The 18,588-nt window shown below is 66.1% G+C and carries 10 protein-coding genes and 1 riboswitch; of the genes, 8 read left to right on the top strand and 2 right to left on the bottom strand.

Features of this window, described 5'->3' with window-relative positions:
- Nucleotides 1-22: 22 nt before the first annotated feature.
- On the bottom strand, nt 23-3,499 hold the full coding sequence (locus CKO40_RS05330) for an EAL domain-containing protein (RefSeq protein ID WP_200345156.1): 3,477 nt from the start codon (nt 3,497-3,499) through the stop codon (nt 23-25).
- A gap of 75 nt (nt 3,500-3,574) precedes the next feature.
- Complete coding sequence (locus tag CKO40_RS05325) at nt 3,575-6,463, bottom strand: chemotaxis protein CheB (RefSeq protein WP_242476842.1); 2,889 nt, start codon at nt 6,461-6,463, stop codon at nt 3,575-3,577.
- Between the two features lie 224 nt (nt 6,464-6,687).
- Nucleotides 6,688-6,950, top strand: a riboswitch (cobalamin riboswitch).
- A gap of 133 nt (nt 6,951-7,083) precedes the next feature.
- Here CKO40_RS05325 and btuB point away from each other — a divergent pair.
- From btuB to CKO40_RS05285, 8 genes are all read left to right on the top strand, one after another.
- Complete coding sequence (gene btuB, locus CKO40_RS05320) at nt 7,084-8,991, top strand: TonB-dependent vitamin B12 receptor (protein ID WP_200345154.1); 1,908 nt, start codon at nt 7,084-7,086, stop codon at nt 8,989-8,991.
- Nucleotides 8,992-9,007: 16 nt separating this feature from the next.
- Nucleotides 9,008-9,565 carry a bifunctional adenosylcobinamide kinase/adenosylcobinamide-phosphate guanylyltransferase gene (gene cobU, locus CKO40_RS05315; protein ID WP_200345153.1) on the top strand — a complete coding sequence of 186 codons (558 nt, stop codon included), beginning with the start codon at nt 9,008-9,010 and terminating at the stop codon, nt 9,563-9,565.
- Between the two features lie 428 nt (nt 9,566-9,993).
- Nucleotides 9,994-12,255, top strand: a complete 2,262-nt coding sequence (locus CKO40_RS05310) for a thioredoxin domain-containing protein (RefSeq protein WP_200345152.1) — start codon at nt 9,994-9,996, stop codon at nt 12,253-12,255.
- Nucleotides 12,256-12,598: 343 nt separating this feature from the next.
- Nucleotides 12,599-13,519 (top strand): DUF808 domain-containing protein, encoded by a 921-nt coding sequence (locus CKO40_RS05305; protein ID WP_200345151.1) that lies wholly within the window; start codon nt 12,599-12,601, stop codon nt 13,517-13,519.
- 238 nt (nt 13,520-13,757) lie between these two features.
- Complete coding sequence (gene cobS / locus CKO40_RS05300) at nt 13,758-14,531, top strand: adenosylcobinamide-GDP ribazoletransferase (RefSeq protein ID WP_200345150.1); 774 nt, start codon at nt 13,758-13,760, stop codon at nt 14,529-14,531.
- A 227-nt stretch (nt 14,532-14,758) separates the two neighbouring features.
- On the top strand, nt 14,759-15,430 hold the full coding sequence (locus CKO40_RS05295; protein ID WP_200345149.1) for an AAA family ATPase: 672 nt from the start codon (nt 14,759-14,761) through the stop codon (nt 15,428-15,430).
- Nucleotides 15,427-16,893, top strand: coding sequence for a paraquat-inducible protein A (locus CKO40_RS05290; RefSeq protein ID WP_242476849.1), 1,467 nt, complete (start codon nt 15,427-15,429; stop codon nt 16,891-16,893). Before CKO40_RS05295 ends, CKO40_RS05290 begins: the two co-directional genes overlap by 4 nt.
- The gene (locus CKO40_RS05285; protein WP_200345148.1) at nt 16,883-18,571 is read left to right on the top strand and encodes a PqiB family protein; all 1,689 of its coding nucleotides are present in this window, start codon (nt 16,883-16,885) and stop codon (nt 18,569-18,571) included. The genes CKO40_RS05290 and CKO40_RS05285 overlap by 11 nt, the downstream gene beginning before the upstream one ends.
- The last annotated feature ends 17 nt before the right edge of the window (nt 18,572-18,588 follow it).

Below are 18,588 nucleotides of genomic sequence, written 5' to 3'. Positions count from 1 at the left end.
CTCTCCGCGGCGACTCGTCTCGTCAATCGGTTACTGCATAGTGCTGGTCGCGCAATGCACCGGCTGCCATCGGTCTTGCGAACAGGTAGCCTTGGACCGCATCGCAGCCTTCGTTCTCGAGGAAGCTTGCTTGTGCCTGTGTCTCGACGCCTTCGGCGATGACCTCGAGGCCCAACGCCCGGCCTAGGACGATGACCGCGCGCGCAATGGCGCTGTCGTTCGCGTCGGTATCGACCCCGTCGACGAAGGTCTTGTCGATCTTCAACCGGCTGATTGGGAGCTGCTTCAGATAGCCCAAGGATGAGAACCCCGAGCCGAAGTCGTCGACGGCGAGTCTGATGCCAAGATCGCGCAATGCGTTCAGGTTCTCGACCACCCGCTCGACGTTGCGCATGAACACCGATTCGGTGACCTCGAGCTCGAGCCGATCCGGGTCCACGTCCGTCGCCGCGATGATGCCCTTGATCTCATCGATCAGATCGATCCGCTCGACCTGATGGACCGAGACGTTGACGGACAGGCTCGGGACCCGGAACCCCTCGGCGTCCCAGCGTGTAAGCTGGTTGCAGGCCTCGGTCAATACCCAGCGCCCAAGCTCGCTGATCATCCCGATCTCCTCGGCGACCGGGATAAACTTGGCCGGCGAGATGGTGCCGAGCTCAGGGTGGGTCCAGCGCAGCAGGCTCTCGACGCCGCAGAGGTCGCCGTTCGCGAGCCGAAATTGCGGCTGGTAGACCAGCTCGAGCTCATTGCGGGCGATGGCCCCGCGCAACGCCGTCTCGAGATGGAGCCGTTGCACCGCGCGCTCGGTCATCTCGGTCTCGAAGAAGTGGTAGGTGTTGCGGCCTTGATCCTTGGCCCGATACATCGCGAGATCGGCGTTGCTGAGAAGCGTATCCATGCAATCGCCATCGTCGGGAAACAGGCTGATACCGATACTGACGGTCAGTTGCAGCTCGCGTTCAGCGACCTGTAACGGCTGCGATACGCGCTGACAGAGGCGCTGGGCGAGATGGGCAACGGCCTCAGCCCCGTCGCTGAGATCATCCATCAGGATCACGAACTCGTCGCCGCCGATCCGGGCGACCGTGTCTCCGGCACGGACCTGGCTCGTGATCACCTGGGCGACCTCGATCAGCAGCTCATCGCCGACCGAATGGCCCAGGCTGTCGTTGACGTTCTTGAATAGGTCGAGGTCCATGAACAGCAGGGCGAGCGCATGGTGATCACGTTTCGCGCGCAGCAGGGATTGCTCCAGGCGTGCCCGCAGCAAGGCGCGGTTCGCCAGTCCGGTCAGGGAATCGCTGTGGGCGAGCCGGTACAGCTCTTCCTCGGAACGCTTGGCCTCGCTGATGTCGCTGAACAGCCCGACGTAGTTGCTGAGCTCGTCGGCGTCATCGGTGACCCGGCTGATGGTCATGCGCGCCGGATAGACCTCGCCGTTCTTGCGGCGATTCCAGATCTCGCCGCTCCACGAGCCGGTGCGCTCCATCGTGAGGTTCATGCGCTTGAAGAACGCCGCATCATGATGACCGGAGGCGAGCATGCGCGGGGACCGCCCGCTGACCTCCGGTTCCTCGAAGCCGGTGATCTGGGTGAATGCGCTGTTGACCGCCAGGATGCGCTGCTCGGCGTCGGTGACCATGATCGCCTCGGCCGTGTTCTCGAACACGGTCGAGGCCTGGATCTCGCGCTGGCGTGCCTTCGCCTCCAGCGTGCGGTCGTGCCAATGGACGAAATACCCTGGATTCCCCTCGATCGCGACCGGCACCAAGGTGACCTCGACCGGCACGGCTGACCCGTCTGCATGCAGATGCACCCAGTCGAACCGCTGTGTGCCGCCCGCTGTGGTGTCGTTCGTCGCACCACCGATCAGGCGCTCCACCTCGCGGCTCGAGCTGCGCCCGCCGGGCTGCATCGGCGGTGAGATCTCGTCCGGGCGCTTGCCGAGCAGGGCCTCGGGCTGCTCATAGCCGAGCATCTTCAGGGCGGCGGTATTGATTGCGGTGATCCGTGACGCCTGCAGCACCAGCATCCCTTCGGCTGCGGACTCGAACAGCGCCCGATGATGGCGCTCGCTCTCCTCGAGACGGGATTTGGCCTCGACCTCGCTGGTGATGTCGACCACGGTCCCGCGAACCTGGAGCGTTCGTCCGCCGTCATCGCGGACCACTTCGGTGCGGGTGCGCACCCAGCGGGTGCTGCCATCATCGGCGCGCCGGATGCGGTACTCGAGCTCGTAGCCTTCGCCTTGGTCGTCGAATGCCTGGCGCAGCGCAGCCGCGACGCGCTCGGCGTCATCTGGGTGTGCAAAGCCGCGACTGAGCTCGTCGAGACTGTAGGCCGAGCGGTCAGCGGCATGGATATGCTGCCAGCCCGGTGAGACCTGGATCAGCTCGTCACCCTGCTGCCAGGAGCAGGCACCGGCCTTGGCGATGCGCTCGGCGTCGACCAGCATGTTGCGCAGTTCCCGCACGCCGGCCTCGGCCTCTTGCCGGGTCGTCACATCCCGGTTGACGCCCCGCCGCCCGAGATAACGACCGTCGTCGGCGATGACCGGACAGCACTCGTGCTCGATCCAGCGCCAGCCGCCGTTGCGGTGCCGAAGCCGGAACAGCATCGGTGCTTCGTCGCGGTGGACAGCCCTGATCGCCTTCTCGAGATGGGCCTCCCAACGCGGGCGGTCGTCGGGGTGGATCAGGCGATTGATCAGCCCGGAATCGTCGAGGAAGGCGCCGGCGCTATAGCCGGTCACAGCTCGGCAGCCCGGCGAGACATGGATGAACCGTCCCTCGGGGCTGAGCCAGTAATCCCAGTCCGGGCTGTACTCGGCCAGCACATGATAGGCCTCCTGGCTGCGGGCCAGGCGGTCGTAGGCGTGCTTGAGCTCGCGCTGCTGCCGGGCGATCGCGGTGCGGTCGACCACCGCGCAGAGGATGCGCGGCTCGCCGCTGGTGGTGTCCGGCAGGCGTGCGCCGTGGAGGTCCCCGATGAACTCGTTGCCGTTGGTGGTGCAGAGCCTGAGGTCGGTGCGCTCGGCGCTCGGCGCTTCGCCCTGCGTCAGCGTTCTCTGCAGGTCCAGGAAGCTGCCGCGGTCGCGTTCTGCGACCAGCCGAAGCAAGAAATGGTGGTGAGCGCTCAGATCGCGCAGCGCGAACAGCTCGCTCGCGGCCGGATTGGCCTCGATGATGAGCCCGTGCCGGTCGACGACCATCTCGGCGATCGGCGTGTTATGGAAGAACGCCGAGAAGCGCTCGAGCGCCTGTGCGCTGAGCTGTTGGCTGCGGGTCAGCTCCTCGTTCTGGATCTCGAGCTCGGCCTGATAGATCCGGACATTCTCGATCAGCGTCTCGAAGCTGACATCGCCGTTGGCGATCAGCTCTTGGGCCAGGTCGAAGCGGCCCTCACGGAGTGCCGCGAGTGCACGTTCTCGAAACCGCTCGAGCTCATGCGCCTCGTCTCGGGCCGTTTCTCGCTTGGGCTCGTGGTCCTGGTTCATAGGTCGAGCAGATGCTGTCTTGGGCAGGGGTGCCGACTCGCATTGGGACGACCGGAAGCGAGCGGTCGGAACCGTCTAGTCTGCCGATGTTCTGCCTCGGTTCCACGCGCTGATGTCGATGTGACTGACGACGACACCGCGAGCAGGATGTTTGATCGGGGCGGCGTGCATCACGAACCAACGCTCGAGATCCGGGGAATGGCAAGGGTACTCCATTGAAAACTGCTCGCGCTCGTCGTTTAACAGGGCCTGCAGGCCCTCGGCGGCGGCCTGGGCATACTCGGCGTCGGATGCGTTGGTGCCGGATTGACAGGCCTCGAGGTAGCTGCTCCCCGGGCCGCTCGCCTGCAGATTGGGATCGCCGTTGCCACAGGCGAACGCGCGCCAGGCGTGGTTGATCATCGTGATGCGGCCCTGGGCGTCGAGCACTGCGATGTGCTCGGGCAGCGAATCGAGCACCGCCTGCATGCGCTCGATATCGCGCAATGTGGTCACGTCGACGAAGGTCGCGACCGCCCCGCGCGGTGCGCCCTGGCGCACGGCATAGGGCAGCACCCGTGCGAGGTAGACCCGGTCATTGCCGGCCGTGACCTCGCGCTGGAGCATCTCGCCGTCCTCGATGGTCTTCTTCAGCTCGGCGTAGAAGTCCGGATAATCGAGCAGATTGGTGAAGTCGTCGATCGAGCGGCCGAGGTCGGCATCCCGAATCTTGAAGAGCTTGGTGGCCTCCGGCGTGAAGCGCGTCAGCTTGAGCTCGTTATCGACGAAGACCGTCGCGATCGCAGCGGCCTTGGCCATGCTGTCGAGATCGGCATTGAGGCGATTGAGGATCTCGATCTTCTCCTGGTTCTCCGAGTTGACGGTGTAGAGCTCCTCGTTGACCGACTGCAATTCCTCGTTCGAGCTCTGCAATTCCTCGTTCGAGGCCATCAATTCCTCGTTGGTGGCCTGCAGCTCCTCGTTGGCCGTCTCGAGCTCCTCGATCGTCGCCTGCAGGCTCTCGCGTGTGACCGCGAGCTCGCGCTCGAGTGTCTGCAGGCGGTCGGATGACTCGGCGTCCATATCCATGGTCTGAACCGCTTCGTCGGTCGGCGGCTCAGACGCTGGCTCCGGCTCGGGCTCGAACGAGAGCAGCAGCCAACCGTCGCCGCCGTCCTGCGGGACATGGCGCACCACCAAGCGCAGCCGCTCATGCTCACCATTGGCGAGCTCAACGCGGACGATATCGGAGCGCAGCGGCTCCTTGCTCACCATGACCTTGTGCAGCAGCGCTTGGGCGACCGGGGCCAATGAGCCGGGCAGGAGCTTGCCGATGTCGAGCGAGACCGTCCCTTCACCGATGCTGAGATAGCGCGAGACGTCACCGAACACGTGCATCAGCTCCTGATTGCTGTTGAGCAGGAGGCTGATCGGTGCGTAGCCGCGCAACAGCACCGACTGGCTCGCATCGATGGCCACGGCATCGCTGTTGGCACGGGCGCGCTGGGTGGCCGGACGCGAGCTTGGTGCGCTCAGACGTCCGCTCGGGAGGTTCGACTCCAGCGGAGGGGCGCCGTGGCGCAGGACGCGGTAGAGCTTGTGCTTGGAGCTGACCGCGCTGAAATCGCGCTGGACGCTGGAGATGGTCTCGCTGGAGCCGAGGAAGAGATAGCCGCCCGGCGCGAGGGCGTACTGCAGCCGGCGCAGCGCTCGTTCCTGCGCATCGTTGCGGAAATAGATCAGCAGATTGCGGCAGGAGATCAGGTCCATCCGCGTGAACGGCGGGTCTTCGAGCAGGTTGTGCTTGGCGAAGACGATGTTATGACGGATATCGTTCTTGACGACGTAATGGTTCCCGCGCTTGAAGAAGAAGCGCTCGAGCCGCTCCGGCGAGACCTCGGCCGCGATCGACTCCGAGAACATGCCAGCGCTGCCGGTGTCGACGTTGTGCTGCTCGACATCGGTTGCGAAGAGCTTGAAGTCCGGCCAGCGGCGCAGTTTATCGAAGGCCTCGGCGAACAGGATCGCGATCGAATAGGCCTCTTCGCCGGTCGAGACGCCTGGCACCCAGGCGCGGATCGGTTGATTCTCGGTGTGCTCCTTGACGATCGGCATGATCACCTTCTCCGCGAGCGCCTCGAAGGCCTCGGTATCGCGGAAGAAATTCGTGACCGGGATCAGCAGCTCACGCCGCAGCGCATGGAGTTCGCTGATGTCGCCGTCGAGCAAGCGGACATAGTTGCCGAGATCGGGCACATGGCGGACCTGCATGCGCCGCTCGACCCGACGCATCACCGTCGCCGGCTTGTAGTCGCGGAAGTTGATCCCGCCTTGGTGGTGCAGCAGATGCAGTGCTTCCTCGAGTGCGCCTTCATGGTCATAGCTGACAGCGGCGCTGGCACGGGGCGGCGTCTGCCGGCTCGGGGCATGGCTGATATGGTCGAGGATGCGCGGGCCGAGCTCCTCGGGCGGCAGGATGGCGTCCACCAGGCCGGTGGCGATGACGCTGCGCGGCATGCCGTCGAACTTGGCCGTTTCCGGGTCTTGCGCGAGCAAGAGTCCGCCGGCGTCGTTGATCGCGACCGCGCCACGGGTGCCGTCGGAGCCGGTTCCGGAGAGGATGACGCCGATCGCGCGCTGCTTATAGGCGCGTGCGAGCGTGCCGAAGAACAGATCGATCGGCAGCGCGAGACCGCGCGGGCTCTTCGGGCGCAGGTGCAGCTCGCTGCCCGAGACGCTCATCATGCTCGCCGGTGGGATCAGGTAGATGTGATCCGGCTCGATCGTCATCCCGTCCTCGACCGTCGCAACCGGGATCGATGTATAGCGCCCGAGCAGATTGCCCATCATGCTCTTGTGATCGGGCGAGAGGTGCTGGATGACGACGAAGGCCGCGCCGGTCTGCACCGGCAGTGCCTGGAAGAAGCGCTCGAGCGCGTCCAGTCCGCCCGCCGACGCGCCGACGGCGATCACATAAGGTTCCATGCTTGGGCTCTCTTCGCCGGTCGGGGCGGCTGTGGAGTCTATTGCGGACTGATCAGGCATCGAGGGGCTCGAGTTGGGGTGACAGACACTGCCGTCGCGCCAACATTCTGCACCGGCGCGTGCCGAACCGTTAATTGTCGGATGCTCGGGCGGATGACGGCACTGATCAGGCTCAATAATACGCCGTTTGCCAGTTGACGCCCGTTGGCGCAAAACCCTACCTTGAGCGTGTTATGCAGTGAGGTGCCTCGCCGTGATGGCGAGGTGAAACGGGAAGCCGGTCCAGCGGACACGCGATGCGTCCGTCAGTCCGGCGCTGCCCCCGCAACGGTAGGCGAGTGATCGGCGCGATCGAAAGCCACTGCGGACCGGTTTAACCGGACTGTGGGAAGGCGTCGCTGCCGCGATCCCTGAGAGGCTCCGTGAACCGGAGCGGCGCGGTGATCGGCTCGCAAGCCCGGAGACCGGCCTTCTGCCACATGCTGGGACCGCGGAGGGCGGTGTCCGGTGGCAGTGCGCATTGCTCCCACCCTGCAGTCCGTTGCCGTCGGTGTCCTCAGGCGGGCCTTGAATCGCCCAATGCTTCCGCGGGTGTGCGGAGGCCTGCCAGGACATCTGCTATGCATCACCCCCCCTCGTCGAGCGCCTGTCTTTCGAGCGCGCGCTTCCCGCGCGCTCTATTGGCGCTTCCGCTCTCGATCATCGTTGCCGCTGGTCTCGGCGTCAATCCGTCGGCCCGGGCGCAGGTGGAGGATGTGACCGAACTGAGCCCGGTGGTGGTGACTGCGGCAAGGACCGCCGAGACCGCCGACGAGACGCTCGCCTCGGTGACGGTGATCGATCGCGCCGAGATCGAGCAGCGCCAATCCAAGACGATGCGTGATGTGCTGCGCGGGCTGCCGGGTGTGGCGCTCTCGAGCACCGGCGGGCCGGGAGCCAGTACCTCCCTGTATCTGCGCGGCACCGAGTCCGATCATACGCTGGTGCTGATCGATGGCATCAAGGTGGGTTCGGCGACCACGGGCGCGCCCCCTTGGCAGCATATCCCGGTCGAGCAGATCGAGCGCGTCGAGGTCGTGCGCGGCCCACGCTCGAGTCTCTATGGCTCGGAGGCGATCGGAGGCGTCGTCCAGATCTTGACGCGCCGTGGTCAGCAGGGTCCGTTGACGCCGCGCCTCAGCCTGGGGGCTGGCACCCACAATACGATCCGCGCCAGCGGCGGCCTCTCGGCCGGCACCGAGCGCGGCTGGTTCGATGCGGGCCTCGGCTTCGAGCAGACCCAAGGGTTCAACGCCTGCGATGGCGAGCCCTTCGTCGGTGGCTGTTTCGTCGATCAACCGGACGATGACGGCTATACCAACAAGAACGGCCGTCTCAGCGGCGGTTGGGATCTCGCCGATTGGCTCGAGGTCGAGGCCAGCTTCATGCGCTCGGAAGGGGAGACCGAATACGACGGGGGCGCCTTCGCCGGGAACCGCGACAAGACCGCGCTGCAGACCGCGCGGCTGCGCTTCGATCTCCAGCCGTTGGCGATCTGGTCGAGCCGCATCGAGATCGGTCGCAGCTGGGACGACTCGAAGATCTATCATGAGGATGATTTCCTCGATCGTTTCGACACCCGGCGCGATCTGCTGAGCTGGCAGAACGACATCGCGGTGGCGCCCGGTCACCAGCTCACGTTAGGGGTCGACCATCAGCGCGATCAGATCTCTACAACCCTCATCTATAACGACGACGCGCGCGATAACACCGGCTACTTCGCCCAGTACCTCGGGCGTTTCGGAGCGCTGGATGCCCAGCTCAGTCTGCGGCAGGACGACAACTCCCAGTTCGGGGGCCATGGCACCGGCAGTGCCGCGCTCGGTTATCGTTTCGGCAACGGTCTGCGGCTCTCGGCAAGCTATGGCACCGCCTTCAAGGCGCCGACCTTCAACGAGCTCTATTTTCCTGGCTTCGGCAATCCGGACCTGAAGCCGGAGCAGTCGCGCACGGCCGAGGTCGGACTCGCCGGCGGTCATCCCTGGGGGCGCTGGGCGGCCAATCTCTACCAGACCGACGTCGATGAATTGATCGCGACCAACCTGGTCGGGACCCAGTACCTGCCAGAGAATATCGATGAGTCGCGTATCCGCGGACTGGAGCTCTGGACCACCGCTGAGCTCTCCGGCTGGCTGCTGGACGCCAACCTGACGCTGCTCGACCCGCGCAACGAGTCCGAGGGTCCAAACAACGGCAATCTGCTGGCGCGCCGTCCGGAGCAGACCTTCCGGCTGGATGCCGACCGGCAGTTCGGGCGGATCGGTGTTGGCGGAACCCTGTTCGTCTCGGGGCGGCGCTTCGACGAGTCCGCCAATCGGGTTCGGCTCGATGGCTACACCCTGGTCGACCTGCGGGCCGACTATGCCTTCAGTGATGCGTTGCGCCTGCAGGCGCGGGTCGAGAACCTGCTCGATGAGGACTACGAGACCGCCGCCTACTACAATCAGCCGGGCCGCACGTTGTTCGTGAGCTTGCTCTATCAGCCCTGAGGTCTTCGCCTTTCTAATGTCTGCTCAAGACGAGGCAAGTGGTCGCACCCTGATCCTCGGCGGCGTGCGCTCGGGCAAGAGCCGGCTCGCCGAGCAGCTGGCACGGGCTTCCGGGCTGCCGGTGACCTATGTCGCCACCGCGACGGCGAGCGATCAGGAGATGGGGGCGCGGATCGCGGCGCACCGGCAGCGGCGGCCGGCCGACTGGGGGCTTATCGAAGAACCGCTGGCGCTGGCGGCCGTGCTCGAATCCTGCTGCGGTCCCGGCCGGTGCGTGCTGGTCGAGTGCCTGACGCTCTGGCTCGCGAATCTGCTCTGGGCCGAGGAGGCCGGGCGCCTGCAACGCGAGTTGGACGCACTCGATGCCCTGCTGCCGGTGCTGCCGGGACAGGTGATCTTCGTCGGCAACGAGGTCAACATGGGCGTGATCCCGGTCAATGAGCTGGCGCGCCGGTATGGCGATCTCGCCGGGAGCCTGCATCAGCGCATCGCCGCGCAGGCGCAGCGCGTGGTGCTGACCGTCGCCGGCCTGCCGCTGGTGCTCAAGGGGCCGCCGTTGGCGGGAGTCGCCTAGACGGCATGCGTGACCCTGAATCACGCGACATTCATCGTCCGCGGTGGCACGCCGTGCGATGAACATTCGCGCTTGTCCGCGAATAACTTGAACATTTTCGCAAAGCGGGCCTTGCGTGATGGGGGCCAGCAGGCCAGACCTGTTCAGGTTGTTTGCGGACGGACCCTTAGCGTGAAACGTCGGCTGTGAGCGTCTGATTCGCCGGGTTGGCGGGCCGCCGTGATCGTTAGGCGGTACTGGGCCTTCTCGCCGATGTCGTCTGGCGAGCCCAGATTGCGCGCAATGATTGCGCGCAATCTCGAAACGGCCATCAATCGATGGCTCCATGCGCAGCGGAACAGCTCGATCAGATGCTGCTTACGCTGGATCTGCGCGCAGATCGGGGCCACCTCCCACGGCAGAGAACGCCGCAACCGAGCGAGACCCTGATGAACCAACCGAATCAGAGCGCAGCTGATCAGAGCCAGGCCGATCAGAGCAAAGTTGGCCAGAACAAAGCCGACCAGAGCCAAGGAAGTCACAGCATCGGCGAGGCCGGCGCTGACGCACGCAACCGGCTGGCCGAGACCACGAGCCCTTATCTCCAGCAGCATGCCGAGAATCCGGTGCACTGGTGGCCCTGGTGCGATGAGGCGCTGGCGCTGGCGCGCGCCGAGGACAAGCCGATCCTGCTCTCGATCGGCTATTCGGCCTGTCATTGGTGCCATGTGATGGCGCACGAGTCGTTCGAGGATGCCGAGACGGCGGCGCTGATGAATCGGCTCTTCATCAACATCAAGGTCGACCGCGAGGAGCGGCCGGATCTGGACAAGATCTACCAGACCGCGCACCAGCTCTTGGCCCAGCGTACCGGCGGCTGGCCGCTGACCGTGTTCCTGACCCCGGATGATCGGGCCCCTTTCTTCGCCGGGACCTATTTCCCGAAGGCGCGTCGTCACGGCCTGCCGTCGTTCCAGGAGCTGTTGGTCGGCGTCGAGCGGGCCTACCGCGAGCAGCCTGAGGCGATCCGCGAGCAGAACGAGTCGCTGCGCGCTGCCCTGGCGCAGCTCGAGACCCCCGGCGGCGATGCACTCGCTGACCTCTCCGCGCTCGATCAGGCCCGGCGGCAGCTCGCCGGCAGCTTCGACAAGACCCATGGCGGCTTCGGGCGGGCGCCCAAGTTCCCGCATCCGACCAATCTCGAGCTGTTGCTGCGCCACTATGCGGCCAGCGCTGCCGCTGGTACTCCGGATCAGCAGGCCCGCGAGATGGCCCGGTTCACACTCGAGCGGATGGTCCGCGGCGGGCTGAACGACCAGCTCGGCGGCGGCTTCTGTCGCTATTCGGTCGACGATCAGTGGATGATCCCGCACTTCGAGAAGATGCTCTACGACAACGGGCCGCTGCTCGCGCTCTGCGTCGACGCCTGGCAGCTGACCGGTGATCCGCTGTTCCGCGATGCCGCGCTCGGCACCGCCGACTGGGTGCGGCGGGAGATGCAGGTCGTGGAGGGTGGCTACTGCTCGTCCCTGGATGCCGACAGCGAGGGCGAGGAGGGCCGGTTCTACGTCTGGGATCGCGATGAGGCTGCCGCGCTGCTCAATGCCGATGAGCTGGCGCTGATCAGGCCGCTGTTCGGGCTGGATCGGCCGCCAAACTTCGAGGGGCGATGGCATCTGCATGGCTATCGCACGCTCGCCGAGATCGCCGCAGAGCTGGGGCTGTCCGAGGATCAAGCCGAGGCGCGACTTGCCAGCGCCAAGGCGAAGCTGCTCGCGGCCCGCGCTGAGCGGGTGCGTCCGGGCCGCGACGACAAGGTGTTGACCTCCTGGAACGCGCTGATGATCAAGGGGATGCTGCGCAGCGGTCGACTCCTCGAGCGGGCCGAGGACCTCGACTCGGCCGATCGGGCGCTCGGGTTCATTCGCGAGACCCTGTGGCGCGACGGCCGGCTGCTGGCGACCTACAAGGACGGCAAGGCGCACCTGAACGCCTATCTCGATGATTACGCCTTCCTGCTCGATGCCTTGCTGGAGCGCTTACAGATCCGCTTCGATGCTGCGGATCTGGATTGGGCGGTCGCGCTCGCCGAGGTGCTGCTGAGCCAATTCGAGGACGCCGAGCACGGCGGCTTCTTCTTCACCAGCGCCGACCACGAGACCCTGCTGCAGCGCCCGAAGCCGATGGCCGACGAATCGATGCCATCCGGCAACGGCATCGCCGCGCTCAGCCTGCAGCGGCTCGGCCATCTGCTCGGCGAGCCGCGCTACCTCGATGCCGCTGCGCGCACATTGCAAGCGGCCTCCGAGGCGATCCGGCGCATCCCCTATGCGCACGGCACCTTGCTGATGGCGCTCGATGAGCATCTGCGCCCACCCGAGTTCGTCGTGATCCGCGGTGCTCAGGCGGCTGCGTCCGAGAGAGGCTCCCAGACCGGCTCCGAGACAGACGCCGAGACCGGCGCCGTTGCGGGCGCCCTTGTGGACCCCCGAGCGACGGACGCGCTCGACGCCTGGCGCGCCGCAGCGCAGCGCGCCTATGCACCTCGGCGTCTGGTCTTCGCGATCCCGGCTGCAGCAACCGGGTTGCCGTCCGCGCTGGCCGCGATGGCGCCCGGCCCCGACATCCGGGCCTATCGCTGCCGCGGCACCCAGTGCGAGCCGCCGGTGACGAGCCTCGAGGCCCTCGAGGCTCGGCTGACGGACGACTGAAGGTGACCGTGAAACAATGGGGGTGATCGTCTCATGCTGCGGGATGGCTGGCCGCCGTGCGCACTAGGGCGGCCGCCTCTGGCTGCGGCTCCCGCTCGGGCGCCAACATTCTTCTGCCGGCTGGTGCTGATCCGCTCAAGCTTGCTGAATCCATGCGCTTGAGCGATTCCCCGAGCAACGATCGCGATGGGGCGCCCAGCGTCCGCACGGGTTCTGCTCGCTCGGTGGGCGATCGGGCATGAACCGCTGGCCATGAGTACCGCGGCTTGTTCGGGCTCGGGCAGGCTGCTAACTTGCGGCCCTCCCGATCCCGAACGGCCCGCGATAGCGAAGGAGTCTCCCCATGGCCACCAGCCTGCTGGCGCTCATCGATGATGTGGCGACCGTGCTCGATGACGTCTCGGTCCTGGCCAAGGTCGCGGCCCGTAAGACCGCCGGCGTGCTCGGCGATGATCTGGCGCTGAACGCCCAGCAGGTGACCGGCGTGCGCGCCGAGCGCGAGCTGCCGGTGGTCTGGGCGGTGTTCAAGGGCTCGCTGGTCAACAAGCTGATCCTGGTGCCGGCGGCGCTGCTGATCAGCGCGATCGCGCCCTGGCTGATCACGCCGCTGCTGATGGCAGGCGGACTTTTCCTCTGCTACGAAGGCTTCGAGAAGCTTGCGCACACGTATCTGCACGATGCCGAGGCCGAGGCGTCGCATCACGAGGAGATCACCCAGGCGCTGAACGACCCGAACATCGATCTCAAGACGCTCGAGCAGGACAAGATCCGCGGTGCGATCCGGACCGATTTCATCCTCTCGGCCGAGATCGTCGCGATCACGCTCGGCACCGTCGCCGGCGCGCCGTTCCTGACCCGGGTGCTGGTGCTGTCCGGGATCGCGCTGCTGATAACCGTCGGCGTCTACGGCCTGGTGGCCGGGATCGTCAAGCTCGATGACGCCGGGCTGGCGCTGTCCGAGACCGAGGGCGAGGCCGGAGCGGATCGGGCCAAGCGCGCGCTCGGCCGGCTGATCCTGTTCGTCGCGCCCTACATGATGAAGGCGTTGTCGGTGCTCGGGATGATCGCGATGTTCCTGGTCGGCGGCGGTATCCTGGTGCATGGCGTGCCGGCGCTGCATCATGGCCTGGAGCATCTGGCGCACGGCTTCGGCGGCGCCTTCGAGGCGCTGATGCCGTTGCTCGTGAACGGACTGGTCGGGGTGCTCGCCGGGGCGCTCGCTGTCGCTGCCGTGACCCGCTTTCAGCGCTGGCGCGCGGCGTGAATCCGCTGGCGGCCGAAAGGGTTACCGTGAAACAGTACCCTTGTAGTGAGAGGCCCAACAGGCCGCAATGTGCTGCGCCTCCTGGCGTCGCCCCAATCGACCGCCCCGTTTCATGCTCCGGGGTGGCGCTCCGCCATGAGCGTTACCGTGCGACGAGGAACCGCCGGAGGACGAACCGCCCGAGCAAGTGGCGCTCCGCCATGAGCGTTACCGTGACTCACGCGGCATTTATTGAGCGATGATCCGTCCCTGTCTGCTCGCTGCGCGTTTCCTGACCCGGGCGCCCTTGCCTGATCCGGGCGCGGCCGATGCGGCGACCCTCGGCCGCTCGGCCCTCTGCTACCCGCTGGTCGGGTTGCTGCTCGGTGGCGGATTGGCCGTCCTCTGGCTCGCGACGACTGTGCTGCCGGGCGGCGCGCCATCGCTAGCAAGCGCGGCGCTGCTGCTCGTAGCCTGGACCTGGGGAACGGGCGGATTGCACCTCGATGGGCTGAGCGATTGCGCCGATGCCTGGGTCGGCGGTCTCGGCAGCCGGGAGCGCACGCTCGAGCTGCTCAAGGACCCATTGACCGGCTCGATGGGCGTGGTCGCTATCGTACTGGTGCTGCTGGTCAAGCTCGCCGCGCTCGCGTCGCTGCCTGCCGGACCGGCCGCCGGCCTCATTCTGCTATTGGCCCCGACGGTGGCGCGTCTGCAGCTGTTGGTCCTTGCGTTGACCACGATCTCGGCCCGGCCCGAGGGACTCGGCACCGCGCTGCGCCAAACCCTGCCGCGCCGTGCGGCCCAGGGCGTGGTCGGATTCAGCGTCGGTGCGCTGCTGCTGGTGCTGGCCTTGGCTGGGCTTGGGCTCGCCGGGCTCGTGTCCCTGATGGTCGCCGGTTTGCTGCTGTGGCGCTGGCGCCGGAGCCTGTTGGAGCGACTCGGCGGCTTCACGGGCGATACGGCGGGCGCCTTGGTTGAGCTGACCGAGGCCGCCGTCTTGCTGACGCTGGTCCTGCTCGTGCGCGGCTGATCCGGTTGCCGGCTCTGGACGCTGGCTCGTGCAGGATAGCGGAAATCCCAAGACCGATTGTCGCTGCCCGCTATTGTCGTGAGGTAGGAGCCCGCTTGCGGGCGATCTTCGCCGCCTTGAGCGCGGCCTGGTCGCCCGCAAGCGGGCTCCTACAGCGCTGAGAGCCTGGCCTTCCCGTTGCCTGGAACAGCCGATATCCTTGAGAGACCAGCTCAAGGGAGGAGACGATGACGCTCACCCAAGAAGACATCGATTTCATCAAGACCAACATGGCCGGTTGGCTGGCCGAGCAGAGCTTGGGCAAGCCAACCGCGGTCTACGAGATCGAGCTGCGCGAGCGCATGGCGCGGGTGGAGGAGGAGCTTAAGCATCAGCGTGAGCTGATGCGCGAAGGTTTCGCCCAGATGGAGCGGCGCTTCGAGCAGATCGATAAGCGCCTCGAGCAGGTCGACAAGCGCTTCGAGCAGATCGACAGGCGCTTCGAGGAATCGCGGCAGGATATGCTCGATCGCTTCGAGCAGATCGACAGACGCTTCGAGCAGATCGACAGACGCTTCGAGCAGATCGACAGGCGCTTCGAGGAATTGCGGCAGGATATGCTCGATCGCTTCGAGCAGATCGACAGACGCTTCGAGGAATTGCGGCAGGATATGCTCGGTCGCTTCGAGCAGGTCGATAAACGCTTCGAGGAATCGCGGCAGGACATGTTGGCTCGCTTCGAGCAGGTCGATAAGCGCTTCGAAGACCTGCGCGAGGACATGATGATGCGGTTCGATCAAGCCGATAAGCGCTTCGAGGCGCTGACCCGCCGTATCGACCATTTCATGATCTGGTCCTTCGGGATCGTTCTCGGCGTCGGCGGCATCGTCGTCGGTCTGATCAAGTTTTGGAATCCTTGATCCCGCCGAACCGAGACTGTGTCGGGGCAGGCTGCGATCGCCTGGCCCTGTGCGAGGAGTGCGATCTGCTGCAGCGCAATCCGCCGCTGCCGCCGCGTGGGGCCTCGCGCTGCGTGCGCTGCGGATACCGGCTGCATCGCCACCGGCCGGCGAGCCTGGATCGCACCCTGGCCTTGGCGTTGACCGGCATGATCCTGTTCGTCGTCGCCAACAGCTTCCCGTTCCTGTCGTTCGAGATGCAGGGGCAGCGCACCGAGACGACGCTGTTCACCGGCGTCGCCGATCTGGCCGAACAGGGCAAGCCCGTGGTCGCAGCGGTGGTCTTCTTCACCGCGATTCTGGCCCCTGGACTGCAGCTGTTACTGCTCCTGATCGTACTGACCCCATTGAAGCTGGGCGGTCGGCTGCCTCCGGGGTATCCGACGCTGTTCCGCTGGTTCAAGACCATGCTGCCCTGGGGCATGATGGATGTGTTTCTGATCGGCATCCTGGTCTCGGTGGTCAAGCTCTCGGAGATGGCGACCATCGTGCCGGGGACCTCGCTGTTCGCGTTCGTCGCGCTGATCTTCGTGCTGGCGGCGGCCCACTCGGCGCTCGACCCGGATATCGTCTGGGAGCGGGTGCCACTGCCGGCACGCCTGCGCCGAACCCCGCGCCGCGGTGAGCCGGTGCTCGGCTGCGACGTCTGCGAGCTGGTCGTGCCGGAACAGGAGGCCGAGCGTGAGCGCGCCGGGCGCGGCCGCCAGTTGCGCCTGCGCTGCCCGCGCTGTCGGGATGTCTTGCATCGGCGCAAGCCGCGCAGCCTGCAGCGCACCTGGGCGCTGGTGCTGGCGGCGCTGGTCTTCTACGTGCCGGCCAACGTCTACCCGGTGATGACCGTGACCAGCCTCGGGCAGACCCAGTCGGACACCATCTTCAGCGGCGTGGTGTTCCTGCTCGAGCACGGGATGCTGCCGTTGGCCGCGATCCTGTTCATCGCCAGCATCTTCGTGCCCTTGCTGAAGCTGCTGATCCTGATCTTCCTGCTGCTCTCGGTCCAGTTGCGCTCAGACTGGCGACCGCGTGATCGGACGCGGTTGTATCGGATCACCGAGGCGATCGGCCGCTGGTCGATGGTCGATGTCTATGTGGTGACGATCCTGGTCGCGCTGGTCCATCTGGGCAATCTGGCCAGCATCCAGGCCGAGGCCGGGGCGGTGTTCTTCTGCGCCGTGGTGATCCTGACGATGTTCGCGGCGATGGCGTTCGATCCGCGGCTGATCTGGGATTCGCTGCGCCAGGCCGGGTGTTGGGGCGAGGGCTGGGGCGAGGGCCGGGGCGAGCAGCTGGGTGAGCAACGGGCCGATGAGCGGGCGGACGACCGGCCTGACAACCGAGGCGGGAGCCCGACCCAAAGCCCGGAGCGCAGCCAGACCCCGAAGCGCGGCGCGCTCCCGAGCGAGGCACCGGCCAATGCCGTCTGAAGGCCAAGCCCAGCGACCGGCGGGTTCGGCCGAGCCGGCGCTGCCGGAGGCCGAGGTCATCCAGCGCGACCGCTTTTCGCTGGTCTGGCTGCTGCCGCTGATCGCGCTGATCGTCGGCGGCTGGCTCGCCTACAAGACCTGGTCGGAGCAGGGGCCGACGATCACCATCAGCTTCAAGACCGCCTCCGGCCTGCAGGCGGGCAAGACCAAGGTCAAGTTCAAGGATGTCGAGATCGGCCAGGTCACCCGTATCGACGTCACCGATGATCTCGAGGGGGTGAAGGTCACGGCCCAGCTCACCAGCGGCTCTGAGCGCTATCTGACCGAGGAGACCCGCTTCTGGGTCGCGCGACCGCGGGTGACCGCGAGCCGGGTCTCGGGGCTCGAGACCCTGCTCTCGGGCGCCTATATCGCGATCGATCCAGTGATGGACGGCCGTTCGACCCGACACTTCAAGGGGCTGGCGGAGCCGCCGGTGATCACCACCGACGAGCCCGGGACCCGCTTCCGATTGCGCTCGCCGACGCTCGGCTCGTTGAATCTGGGCTCGCCGGTCTATTACCGCCATATCCAGGTCGGCCAGGTGATCAACTACCAGCTCGACGACGATGGCGCGGCGGTCACGATCGATGTGTTCGTCACCAAGCCGCATGACCGGTTGGTCTATACCAATACCCGCTTCTGGAACGCCAGCGGCATCGATCTCGACCTCTCGGCGGACGGGGTGGCGCTGAATACCGAATCCTTGGTGTCGATCCTGCTCGGCGGGGTCGCCTTCGATACCCCGGACACGCTCGAGACCAAGGGGGCGCAGGCGTCCGCGAATCAATTCTTCCCGCTCTATGCGAGTCGCGCCGCCGCGCACGAGCGCACCTACCTGAACAAGGAGCGCTACCTGATGCTGTTCTCCGGTTCGGTGCGGGGCCTAAGCATTGGCGCACCGGTGATGCTGCACGGGATTCAGGTCGGCGAGGTGCTGGATATCCAGCTGCGGTTCGATCCGGATCGGCTCGCGTTCTCGATCCCGGTCCTGATCGAGATCGAACCCGAGCGGATCAGCGTCGATCAGGGCGTCGATCAGGTGCTTGCCGGGGACTCGGATGTGCTCAAGAAGCTGATCGCGGCCGGGATGCGCGGGCAATTGAAGACAGGCAGCCTGCTGACCGGTCAGCTCTATGTCGACCTCGACTTCCATCCCGATGCGCCGCCGGCCGAGCTGAGCGAACGGAACGGCTATCGCGTGCTGCCGACGGTGCCGGCCCCGATCGAGGCGATCACGACCAAGCTCAGGGACGTCTTGGCCAAGGTGGATGCCTTCCCGCTCGAGCAGATCGGAAGCGAGCTCACCGTCATCCTTGGTAGTATCCGCGAGATCGCCACTGGGCCCGAGCTGAAACGCGCCATTGCGGATCTGGAACAGACCCTGACCGATCTCAGCGCACTGGCCGAGCAGCTTGACACCCGGATTGCGCCCGAGATGACGGCGACCTTGACCGAGGCGCGTCGGGCGGTCGAGAACATCAATGGGCTGGTCGGGCCGGATGCGCCACTGAACAATGAGATGGTCCGCACCCTGCGTGATCTGAGCTCGGCGGCGCGCTCGATCCGGACCTTTGCAGACTATCTGGACCGGCACCCGGAGGCCTTGATTCGGGGTAAAGGGGGGATGCGGCAATGATGAGGCAGAATCGGGTG

It is taken from the genome of Halochromatium glycolicum, from assembly GCF_016584085.1.
Classification (GTDB): Bacteria; Pseudomonadota; Gammaproteobacteria; order Chromatiales; family Chromatiaceae; genus Lamprobacter; species Lamprobacter glycolicus.
This window is presented reverse-complemented; position numbering and strand designations above follow the sequence as displayed.

Coding starts and splice junctions, on each gene's coding strand:
- CKO40_RS05330 (WP_200345156.1), bottom strand. CDS start 3,499: ATGAACCAGGACCACGAGCCCAAGCGAGAAACGGCCCGAGACGAGGCG.
- CKO40_RS05325 (WP_242476842.1), bottom strand. CDS start 6,463: ATGGAACCTTATGTGATCGCCGTCGGCGCGTCGGCGGGCGGACTGGAC.
- btuB (WP_200345154.1), top strand. CDS start 7,084: ATGCATCACCCCCCCTCGTCGAGCGCCTGTCTTTCGAGCGCGCGCTTC.
- cobU (WP_200345153.1), top strand. CDS start 9,008: ATGTCTGCTCAAGACGAGGCAAGTGGTCGCACCCTGATCCTCGGCGGC.
- CKO40_RS05310 (WP_200345152.1), top strand. CDS start 9,994: ATGAACCAACCGAATCAGAGCGCAGCTGATCAGAGCCAGGCCGATCAG.
- CKO40_RS05305 (WP_200345151.1), top strand. CDS start 12,599: ATGGCCACCAGCCTGCTGGCGCTCATCGATGATGTGGCGACCGTGCTC.
- cobS (WP_200345150.1), top strand. CDS start 13,758: ATGATCCGTCCCTGTCTGCTCGCTGCGCGTTTCCTGACCCGGGCGCCC.
- CKO40_RS05295 (WP_200345149.1), top strand. CDS start 14,759: ATGACGCTCACCCAAGAAGACATCGATTTCATCAAGACCAACATGGCC.
- CKO40_RS05285 (WP_200345148.1), top strand. CDS start 16,883: ATGCCGTCTGAAGGCCAAGCCCAGCGACCGGCGGGTTCGGCCGAGCCG.